This is a genomic window from Enterobacter cloacae complex sp. 394I7 (assembly GCF_057320345.1).
Genome location: NZ_JBXWCR010000015.1, coordinates 20968 through 29168, shown reverse-complemented (window position 1 = coordinate 29168; position 8201 = coordinate 20968). Strand labels below are relative to the sequence as shown.

Below are 8201 nucleotides of genomic sequence, written 5' to 3'. Positions count from 1 at the left end.
TGGTAATGCCAGGCGACAACATCAAGATGGTTGTGACGCTGATCCACCCAATCGCGATGGACGACGGTCTGCGTTTCGCAATCCGTGAAGGTGGCCGTACCGTTGGCGCGGGCGTGGTTGCTAAAGTTCTCGGCTAATTGCTGATAACATTTGACGCAATGCGCAATAAAAGGGCATCATTTGATGCCCTTTTTGCACGCTTTCAGATCAGAACCTGGCTCATCAGTGATTAAATTTGTCATAATCATTGCTGAGACAGGCTCTGCAGAGAGCGTATAATCCGAAAAGCGAATTAGCATTTCGATTTGGTTTGCCTCGCAATCGCGGGGTGAAAATGTTTGTAGAATACTTCTGACAGGTTGGTTTATGAGTGCGAATACCGAAGCTCAAGGGAGCGGGCGCGGCCTGGAAGCGATGAAATGGGTAGTCGTAGCCGTGCTGCTGATCGTAGCGATTGTCGGCAACTACCTTTATCGTGACATGATGCTGCCGCTACGCGCGCTTGCAGTGGTAATTCTGATTGCTGCAGCGGGTGGTGTCGCGCTGTTGACGACAAAAGGCAAAGCGACTGTCGCTTTTGCTCGCGAAGCGCGTACCGAAGTCCGCAAGGTAATTTGGCCGACTCGCCAGGAAACATTGCACACCACGCTGATCGTAGCGGCGGTTACCGCTGTAATGTCACTGATCCTGTGGGGACTGGATGGTATTCTGGTTCGCCTGGTATCCTTTATCACTGGCCTGAGGTTCTGAGATGTCTGAAGCCCCTAAAAAGCGCTGGTACGTCGTTCAGGCGTTTTCCGGTTTTGAAGGCCGCGTAGCAACGTCGCTGCGTGAGCATATCAAATTACACAACATGGAAGAGTTATTTGGCGAAGTTATGGTTCCGACCGAAGAAGTGGTCGAGATCCGTGGCGGCCAACGTCGCAAAAGCGAGCGTAAATTCTTCCCGGGTTACGTGCTGGTTCAGATGGTTATGAACGACGCGAGCTGGCACCTGGTGCGCAGCGTACCGCGCGTGATGGGCTTTATCGGCGGCACGTCTGACCGTCCGGCACCAATCAGCGACAAAGAAGTTGATGCGATTATGAACCGCCTGCAGCAGGTGGGTGATAAGCCGCGTCCGAAAACGCTGTTTGAACCGGGTGAAATGGTTCGTGTTAATGACGGTCCGTTTGCTGACTTTAATGGCGTGGTTGAAGAAGTGGACTACGAAAAGTCCCGCCTGAAAGTGTCCGTTTCTATCTTCGGTCGTGCGACCCCGGTAGAACTGGACTTTGCCCAGGTAGAAAAAGCCTAAGCAGCGATCAAAAAAGCGACGATTTAATCGTTGCACAAGGCGCGAGATTGGAATACAATTTCGCGCCTTTTGTTTTTATGGGCTGCGGCCTGTAAAACGATTTTATTCACGGGGAGCCTCCTTGAGGCGTTATCACCCAATCAGAGGATTTTAGAATGGCTAAGAAAGTACAAGCCTACGTCAAGCTGCAGGTTGCAGCAGGTATGGCGAACCCAAGTCCACCAGTTGGTCCAGCTCTGGGTCAGCAGGGTGTGAACATCATGGAATTCTGTAAAGCGTTCAACGCCAAAACCGAATCCATGGAAAAAGGTCTGCCAATCCCAGTTGTTATCACTGTATACGCTGACCGTTCTTTCACTTTCGTTACCAAAACCCCTCCAGCAGCAGTTCTGCTGAAGAAAGCGGCGGGTATTAAGTCTGGTTCCGGTAAACCGAACAAAGACAAAGTGGGTAAAATTTCCCGCGCTCAGCTGCAGGAAATCGCGCAGACCAAAGCTGCCGACATGACTGGTGCCGACATTGAAGCGATGACTCGCTCAATCGAAGGTACTGCACGTTCCATGGGCCTGGTAGTGGAGGACTAAGAAATGGCTAAACTGACCAAGCGCATGTCCGTGATCCGTGACAAAGTTGATGCGACCAAACAGTACGACATCAACGAAGCTATCGCTCTGCTGAAAGAACTGGCTACCGCTAAGTTCGTTGAAAGCGTTGACGTTGCTGTTAACCTGGGCATCGATGCTCGTAAATCTGATCAGAACGTTCGTGGTGCAACTGTACTGCCACACGGTACTGGCCGTTCCGTACGCGTAGCTGTATTTGCTCAGGGTGCAAACGCTGAAGCGGCTAAAGCTGCCGGCGCTGAACTGGTAGGTATGGAAGATCTGGCTGACCAGATCAAGAAAGGCGAAATGAACTTTGACGTTGTTATTGCTTCTCCAGATGCAATGCGCGTTGTTGGCCAGCTGGGCCAGGTTCTGGGTCCACGCGGCCTGATGCCAAACCCGAAAGTGGGTACTGTAACCCCTAACGTTGCTGAAGCTGTTAAGAACGCTAAAGCAGGTCAGGTTCGTTATCGTAACGACAAAAACGGCATCATCCACACCACCATCGGTAAAGTGGACTTTGACGCTGACAAACTGAAAGAAAACCTGGAAGCTCTGCTGGTTGCGCTGAAAAAAGCAAAACCAACTCAGGCGAAAGGCGTGTACATCAAGAAAGTTAGCATCTCCACCACCATGGGTGCAGGTGTTGCAGTTGACCAGGCTGGCCTGAGCGCTGCTGCAAACTAATGCCTTTACGTGGGCGGTGATTTTGTCTACAATCTTACCCCCACGTTTGCTAACAAAAGTTAGCGGCTAAAAGATTTGTTCGTTGGAGCCTGGCCTAATCCAGGCCTCCGTCGAAGACCGCAGGTGTTTCGCAAGAAACTTAATGCCCTGCGTAGACGGTGACAGAACGCTAAGATTATTTTTGGATACTCTGGCTTGTTTCTGCTCACCGTATTAAGACGCTCTTTCCGTTGGGGAGAGTGAAGTGAGTTCCGGAACATGAGTTCCGGCAAACATCCAGGAGCAAAGCTAATGGCTTTAAATCTTCAAGACAAACAAGCGATTGTTGCTGAAGTCAGCGAAGTAGCCAAAGGCGCGCTGTCTGCAGTAGTTGCGGATTCCCGTGGCGTTACTGTAGACAAAATGACTGAACTGCGTAAAGCAGGTCGTGAAGCTGGCGTATACATGCGTGTTGTTCGTAACACCCTGCTGCGTCGCGTAGTTGAAGGTACTCCTTTCGAGTGCCTGAAAGACACGTTTGTTGGTCCGACCCTTATTGCATACTCTATGGAACACCCGGGCGCTGCTGCTCGTCTGTTCAAAGAGTTCGCGAAAGCGAATGCAAAATTTGAGGTCAAAGCTGCAGCCTTTGAAGGTGAGTTGATCCCGGCATCGCAAATCGATCGCCTGGCAACCCTGCCGACCTACGAAGAAGCAATTGCACGCCTGATGGCAACCATGAAAGAAGCTTCGGCTGGCAAACTGGTTCGCACTCTGGCTGCTGTTCGCGATGCAAAAGAAGCTGCTTAATCGCAGTTATCTTTATAAAGCATTTGCTTACGTATAAACTTATTCTGATTTTCAGGAACAATTTAAATGTCTATCACTAAAGATCAAATCATTGAAGCAGTTGCAGCTATGTCCGTAATGGACGTTGTAGAACTGATCTCTGCAATGGAAGAAAAATTCGGTGTTTCCGCTGCTGCTGCTGTAGCTGTAGCTGCTGGCCCGGTTGAAGCTGCTGAAGAAAAAACTGAATTCGACGTAATTCTGAAAGCTGCTGGCGCTAACAAAGTTGCTGTTATCAAAGCAGTACGTGGCGCAACTGGCCTGGGTCTGAAAGAAGCTAAAGACCTGGTAGAAGCTGCTCCAGCTGCGCTGAAAGAAGGCGTGAGCAAAGACGACGCAGAAGCACTGAAAAAATCTCTGGAAGAAGCTGGCGCTGAAGTTGAAGTTAAATAAGCCAACTTTTCTGGTTGCAGCCTAAGTCATTAGGCTGATGGCTGGTGACTTTTTAGTCACCAGCCTTTTTGCGCTGTAAGGCATCAGTAGCATTTCACACTGTTTGACTACTGGTTGTCCTGACAATGCATGTTTCTATCGACGACTTAATATATTGCGACAGGGTGCGCGCTCTGTGTAAATCGCGACGAAATGATTTAAGCGTGATAGCAACAGGTATTGCGGAAAGTATTCAATTTTCCGGTCCACAAAATGGTGTTGCACAAACTGTCCCTTCGTCGGACAGATGGGTCGACTTGTCAGCGAGCTGAGGAACCCTATGGTTTACTCCTATACCGAGAAAAAACGTATTCGTAAGGATTTTGGTAAACGTCCACAAGTTCTGGACATTCCATATCTCCTTTCTATCCAGCTTGACTCGTTCCAGAAGTTTATCGAGCAAGATCCTGAAGGGCAGTACGGCCTGGAAGCAGCCTTCCGTTCCGTGTTCCCGATTCAGAGCTACAGCGGTAACTCCGAGCTGCAGTACGTCAGCTACCGCCTTGGCGAACCGGTGTTTGACGTTCAGGAATGTCAGATCCGTGGCGTGACCTATTCCGCACCGCTGCGCGTAAAACTGCGTCTGGTGATCTATGAGCGCGAAGCGCCAGAAGGCACCGTAAAAGACATTAAAGAACAAGAAGTCTACATGGGTGAAATTCCACTCATGACAGACAACGGTACTTTCGTCATCAACGGTACTGAGCGTGTTATCGTTTCCCAGCTGCATCGTAGCCCGGGTGTCTTCTTCGACAGCGATAAAGGTAAAACACACTCATCCGGTAAAGTACTGTATAACGCGCGTATCATTCCTTACCGTGGTTCCTGGCTGGACTTCGAGTTCGATCCTAAAGACAACCTGTTTGTCCGTATCGACCGTCGTCGTAAACTGCCTGCGACCATCATTTTGCGTGCGCTGCAATACACCACTGAACAGATCCTGGACCTGTTCTTTGAGAAAGTAATCTTTGAAATCCGCGACAACAAGTTGCAGATGGAGCTGGTGCCAGAGCGTCTGCGTGGTGAGACCGCGTCGTTCGACATCGAAGCCGACGGCAAAGTGTATGTGGAAAAAGGCCGCCGTATTACCGCGCGCCACATCCGTCAGCTGGAAAAAGATGATATCAAACTCATCGAAGTTCCGGTTGAATACATTGCTGGAAAAGTAGCCGCGAAAGATTACGTTGATGAATCAACTGGCGAGCTGATCTGCCCGGCGAACATGGAGCTGAGCCTGGATCTGCTGGCTAAGCTGAGCCAGTCTGGCCACAAACGCATCGAAACGCTGTTCACCAACGATCTGGACCACGGTCCTTATATCTCTGAGACTATCCGCGTCGATCCAACGACCGATCGTCTGAGCGCGCTGGTAGAAATCTACCGCATGATGCGCCCTGGTGAACCACCGACTCGCGAAGCGGCTGAAAGCCTGTTCGAGAACCTGTTCTTCTCCGAAGACCGCTACGATCTGTCCGCGGTTGGTCGTATGAAGTTCAACCGTTCTCTGCTGCGTGATGAGATCGAAGGTTCCGGTATCCTGAGCAAAGACGACATCATCGAAGTGATGAAGAAGCTCATCGATATCCGTAACGGCAAAGGCGAAGTGGACGATATCGACCACCTCGGCAACCGTCGTATCCGTTCCGTAGGCGAAATGGCGGAAAACCAGTTCCGCGTTGGCCTGGTACGTGTTGAGCGTGCGGTGAAAGAGCGTCTGTCTCTGGGCGATCTGGATACCCTGATGCCTCAGGATATGATCAACGCCAAGCCGATTTCTGCAGCAGTGAAAGAGTTCTTCGGTTCCAGCCAGCTGTCTCAGTTCATGGACCAGAACAACCCGCTGTCTGAGATCACGCACAAACGTCGTATCTCTGCACTCGGCCCAGGCGGTCTGACCCGTGAACGTGCAGGCTTCGAAGTTCGAGACGTACACCCGACTCACTACGGTCGCGTATGTCCAATCGAAACGCCTGAAGGTCCAAACATCGGTCTGATCAACTCCCTGTCCGTGTACGCACAGACTAACGAATACGGTTTCCTTGAGACGCCGTACCGTAAAGTGACCGACGGTGTTGTAACTGACGAAATTCACTACCTGTCTGCTATCGAAGAAGGCAACTACGTTATCGCTCAGGCGAACTCCAACCTGGATGACGAAGGCCACTTTGTAGAAGATCTGGTTACCTGCCGTAGCAAAGGCGAATCCAGCTTGTTCAGCCGCGACCAGGTTGACTACATGGACGTATCCACCCAGCAGGTGGTATCCGTCGGTGCGTCCCTGATCCCGTTCCTGGAACACGATGACGCCAACCGTGCATTGATGGGTGCGAACATGCAACGTCAGGCCGTTCCAACTCTGCGTGCTGATAAGCCGCTGGTTGGTACCGGTATGGAACGTGCTGTTGCCGTTGACTCCGGTGTTACTGCGGTGGCTAAACGTGGCGGTACTGTTCAGTACGTGGATGCTTCCCGTATCGTTATCAAAGTTAACGAAGACGAGATGTACCCGGGCGAAGCAGGTATCGACATTTATAACCTGACCAAATACACCCGTTCTAACCAGAACACCTGTATCAACCAGATGCCTTGTGTGTCTCTGGGTGAGCCCGTTGAGCGCGGCGACGTGCTGGCAGACGGTCCGTCCACTGACCTCGGTGAACTGGCGCTCGGTCAGAACATGCGCGTAGCGTTCATGCCGTGGAACGGTTACAACTTCGAAGACTCCATCCTCGTCTCCGAGCGTGTGGTTCAGGAAGATCGTTTCACTACCATCCACATTCAGGAACTGGCATGTGTGTCCCGTGACACCAAGCTGGGGCCAGAAGAGATCACCGCTGACATCCCTAACGTGGGTGAAGCTGCGCTCTCCAAACTGGATGAATCCGGTATCGTTTACATCGGTGCAGAAGTGACCGGCGGCGACATTCTGGTTGGTAAGGTAACGCCGAAAGGTGAAACCCAGCTGACGCCAGAAGAGAAACTGCTGCGTGCTATCTTCGGTGAGAAAGCGTCTGACGTTAAAGACTCTTCTCTGCGTGTACCAAACGGTGTTTCCGGTACGGTTATCGATGTTCAGGTCTTCACCCGTGACGGCGTTGAGAAAGATAAGCGTGCGCTGGAAATCGAAGAGATGCAGCTCAAACAGGCTAAGAAAGACCTGTCTGAAGAACTGCAGATCCTCGAAGCGGGTCTGTTCAGCCGTATCTATGCGGTGCTGGTTGCCGGTGGCGTTGAAGCTGAGAAGCTCGACAAACTGCCACGCGATCGCTGGCTGGAACTGGGCCTGACCGACGAAGAGAAACAAAATCAGCTGGAACAGCTGGCTGAGCAGTATGACGAACTGAAACACGAGTTCGAGAAAAAACTCGAAGCGAAACGCCGTAAAATCACTCAGGGCGACGATCTGGCACCAGGCGTGCTGAAGATTGTTAAGGTGTATCTGGCTGTTAAACGTCAGATCCAGCCTGGTGATAAGATGGCAGGTCGTCACGGTAACAAGGGTGTTATCTCTAAGATCAACCCGATCGAAGATATGCCGCACGATGCTAACGGTACGCCGGTAGATATCGTACTGAACCCACTGGGCGTACCGTCTCGTATGAACATCGGTCAGATTCTGGAAACCCACCTGGGTATGGCTGCGAAAGGTATCGGCGATAAGATCAACGCCATGCTGAAACAGCAGGAAGAAGTCGCGAAGCTGCGCGAATTCATCCAGCGTGCCTACGATCTGGGTACCGACGTTCGTCAGAAAGTCGACCTGAGCACCTTCAGCGATGAAGAAGTGCTGCGTCTGGCAGAGAACCTGCGCAAAGGTATGCCGATTGCAACGCCGGTATTCGACGGTGCAAAAGAAGCTGAAATCAAAGAGCTGCTGCAACTGGGTGGTCTGCCAACGTCTGGTCAGATTACGCTGTTTGATGGCCGTACCGGTGAACAGTTCGAGCGTCCGGTAACCGTAGGTTACATGTACATGCTGAAACTGAACCACCTGGTCGACGACAAGATGCACGCTCGTTCTACCGGTTCTTACAGCCTGGTTACTCAGCAGCCGCTGGGTGGTAAGGCGCAGTTCGGTGGTCAGCGCTTCGGGGAGATGGAAGTGTGGGCGCTGGAAGCATACGGCGCAGCATACACCCTGCAGGAAATGCTCACCGTTAAGTCTGATGACGTGAACGGTCGTACCAAGATGTATAAAAACATCGTGGACGGCAATCATCAGATGGAACCGGGCATGCCAGAGTCCTTCAACGTACTGTTGAAAGAGATTCGTTCGCTGGGTATCAACATCGAACTGGAAGACGAGTAATTCTCGCTCAAACAGGTCACTGGTGTCGGGCTAACCCCCGACA

Annotated in this window: 8 protein-coding genes; all 8 read left to right on the top strand. The window is 51.4% G+C overall.

Translation table 11 applies throughout. The annotated features are described in order from the left end of the window. On the top strand, positions 1–137 hold a 137-nt coding region (locus tag AC2FAP_RS23800), incomplete at its 5' end, for an EF-Tu C-terminal domain-related protein (RefSeq protein ID WP_072163719.1). Between the two features lie 229 nt (positions 138–366). Continuing rightward, positions 367–750 (top strand): preprotein translocase subunit SecE, encoded by a 384-nt coding sequence (gene secE / locus AC2FAP_RS23795; protein WP_003862342.1) that lies wholly within the window; start codon positions 367–369, stop codon positions 748–750. A 1-nt stretch (position 751) separates the two neighbouring features. Then, positions 752–1297, top strand: coding sequence for a transcription termination/antitermination protein NusG (gene nusG, locus AC2FAP_RS23790; protein WP_003862341.1), 546 nt, complete (start codon positions 752–754; stop codon positions 1295–1297). A 155-nt stretch (positions 1298–1452) separates the two neighbouring features. Beyond that, positions 1453–1881, top strand: a complete 429-nt coding sequence (gene rplK / locus AC2FAP_RS23785; RefSeq protein ID WP_008808007.1) for a 50S ribosomal protein L11 — start codon at positions 1453–1455, stop codon at positions 1879–1881. A 3-nt stretch (positions 1882–1884) separates the two neighbouring features. Beyond that, positions 1885–2589 carry a 50S ribosomal protein L1 gene (rplA, locus tag AC2FAP_RS23780; protein WP_006810530.1) on the top strand — a complete coding sequence of 235 codons (705 nt, stop codon included), beginning with the start codon at positions 1885–1887 and terminating at the stop codon, positions 2587–2589. Between the two features lie 291 nt (positions 2590–2880). Next, positions 2881–3378, top strand: a complete 498-nt coding sequence (gene rplJ / locus AC2FAP_RS23775) for a 50S ribosomal protein L10 (RefSeq protein WP_004097644.1) — start codon at positions 2881–2883, stop codon at positions 3376–3378. A 66-nt stretch (positions 3379–3444) separates the two neighbouring features. After that, the gene (gene rplL / locus AC2FAP_RS23770; protein ID WP_014168154.1) at positions 3445–3810 is read left to right on the top strand and encodes a 50S ribosomal protein L7/L12; all 366 of its coding nucleotides are present in this window, start codon (positions 3445–3447) and stop codon (positions 3808–3810) included. Between the two features lie 319 nt (positions 3811–4129). Continuing rightward, positions 4130–8158 (top strand): DNA-directed RNA polymerase subunit beta, encoded by a 4029-nt coding sequence (gene rpoB / locus AC2FAP_RS23765; protein WP_020882980.1) that lies wholly within the window; start codon positions 4130–4132, stop codon positions 8156–8158. Positions 8159–8201 lie beyond the last annotated feature (43 nt).